The organism is Lutibacter sp. (assembly GCF_040883305.1).
Taxonomy (GTDB): Bacteria; Bacteroidota; Bacteroidia; order Flavobacteriales; family Flavobacteriaceae; genus Lutibacter.
Genome location: NZ_JBFLKT010000389.1, coordinates 1 through 2,827 on the forward strand (window position 1 = coordinate 1; position 2,827 = coordinate 2,827).

Consider the following 2,827-nt stretch of genomic DNA (forward strand, 5'->3'; position numbering starts at 1 on the left):
CCGGTGAGAACAATTAATGGTAGCAAATTTTCTTATGGCGGTTTGGGATATGCCAAAGTTGAAGTTTATAAAAATGGGGCTTCACAAGTTTTTTTCTATAAAGAAGCATTCAATAAACAAGATTTAATATACAGTACCCAAATTTATGAATCTTATCTAAAAAAACAACTTACAACATATCCTGAAAGTTTCCCAGCGTATAAAAAAGCATCTATTTACAGTGAGAAGGAAGTTACTAAAAGTGGAATTTTTAAATTATTTTGGGGCAATCATTACAGAAAATATTATGGTACTCAAATAAATGCAAAAACAGTAGTATTAGATACGCTTATGGGAGGTTTAACTCCAATTAGAAAAGGTGGCGGAAACCAATCCAAATCATTGCGACTAGAAGATAAAAACGGTAGGGAATTTGTAATGCGAGCCTTGCGGAAAAGCGCCACTCAATATATACAAGCTGTTGCTTTTAAAGATCAATATATTGAAGGACAATTTGATAATACATATACCGAAAATCTGCTACTTGACATTTATACAACTGCACATCCTTACACACCTTTTGTAATTGGTGATTTGGCGAGTGCTGTGGATATCCTTCATGCAAACCCTACATTGTATTATGTGCCAAAACAAAAAGCATTAAAACATTTTAATAATGATTTTGGTAATGAACTTTATATGATTGAAGAAAGAGCAACCTCTGGACATGATAAAGTTGCAAGTTTTGGATATTCAAATGAAATAATTAGTACAGACGATTTACTGAAAAAATTAAGAAAAACTGACAACAATATTTTAGATGAGAACTCTTATATAAGAGCGCGTTTATTTGATATGCTAATTGGAGATTGGGATAGACACGAAGACCAATGGCGCTGGGCAACATTTGAAAAAGAAAATAAGAATATTTACAAACCTGTTCCAAGAGATCGCGATCAGGCTTTTTCTAAAAACGATGGATTTATACTCGGTTTTTTAACACGTGCAATTCCTGCTTTAAAATTAATGCAAGTGTATGATGAAGATATTAGAAGTGTAAAATGGTTTAATTTAGAACCCTATCCGCTAGATATGGCATTGCTAAAAACTTCAACTTATAAGAATTGGGAAAGCCAAATTAATTTTATTCAAAAAAAACTCACTTCTGAAATAATTGAAAAAGCATTTAAAAATATACCTGATGAAGTTAATGACGAAACCATTACAGAGATAAAAACCAAGTTAAAAGGAAGACTTCAACAACTCGATAAAATTGGTAAAATATATTACAAACACTTAGCTAAATTTGCAGTTATTACTGGAACAGATAAAGATAATTGGTTTGATATTGAACGCTTAAAAAATGGAGTAACTTCTGTAAAAATTTACAATATAAAAAACAATAAAAAGGGAAGTAAAATTTCTGAAAAACACTATTTAAAAAAAGAAACTAAAGAAATTTGGGTGTATGGTTTAGACGATAAAGATGTTTTTAATGTTACTGGCTCTAAAAAAGAGGTAATTCCATTAAGAATTATTGGAGGTCAAAACAACGATGAATATACTATTGAAAACGGCAAAAAAGTTACCGTTTACGATTACAAAACAAAGAAAAACACCTTTACTAAGAATAACGGAAGAACAAAACTTACGAACAACTATAATACAAACACTTACAATTATAAAAAAATAAAATATAGTCAAAATCAGCTCATTCCATCCGTTGGTTCTAACCCAGATGATGGCGTTAAAATAGGAGTAAAAAATATTTTTACAGTGTATGGTTTTGAAAGAAACCCTTTTACACAATTACACTCTTTAAATGCAGGCTATTATTTTGCGAATAAAGGATTTGATATTGAATACGATGCAGAGTTTGCAAATATTTTTAGCAATTGGAATTTTTTAGTTGAGTCTAAATTTACAAGTTCTAATTACAGCATTAACCACTTTGGATTTGGAAATGAAACCACTAATTTTGAAGATGATTTTGGGGAAGATTACCATAGAGTTCGCTTTAGCACTTATGCAATGTCACCTACCTTAAAATGGATAGGTCGTTTTGGAGCAACTCTTAAATTAGGTGCCACATTTGAAAGTAATGAAATTGAAGGAACTCAAAATAGGTTTATAAACACACTCGATTACACCTTAGATAATAGAAAAAACTTTGCTGGTTTAAGAGTTTTGTACAACTATGAAAACTACGACAATAGGGTCTTTCCTACCCTTGGAATGCACTTTTCTATTGCAACTGGCTGGAAAACCAATATAAAAAACATTGAAGAAAACCATGCGTTTCTAACACCTTCATTTGGAATTAACTATAAATTAAATCCTAAAGGAACCATTGTTTTAGCATCAAAATTAAAAAGTAACATAATAATTGGTACTAATTTTGAGTTTTATAATGCAGCAAACTTAGGTGGACTGGACGGATTACGTGGCTATAGAAATCAACGCTTTACGGGAAACAGCTCTTTTTATCAGAATAGTGATTTAAGATTTACCGTGCGAAACGTAAAAACAGAATTAGTACCTTTACAATTAGGCTTTTTTACTGGGTTTGATTATGGCAGAGTTTGGCATAAAAATGAAAATTCTAACGATTGGAAAACATCTTATGGAGGAGGGTTTTGGTTAGTTGCTGCCGATTTAGTTAATTTAAATATTACTGTTTTTAATTCTAAAGATGGCGCTTATTTTAATTTAGGACTCGGTTTCGGTTTTTAAAAAAATGAAAAAAATAAGAAAGACACATGAAAAAAATTCTTTTATCAATTTTAATAATCTTAAGTAGTACAATCCTTTTTTCTCAAAATATTGAAACTAAAAAGTTTAATTCGGA

1 protein-coding gene is annotated in these 2,827 nt (G+C 30.5%); it reads left to right on the plus strand.

What is annotated here, in order from left to right; translation table 11 throughout:
* The coding region (locus AB1Z17_RS12490) for a phosphoesterase (protein ID WP_368052117.1) at nt 1-2,712 on the plus strand (2,712 nt) is incomplete at its 5' end.
* Nucleotides 2,713-2,827: the final 115 nt, after the last annotated feature.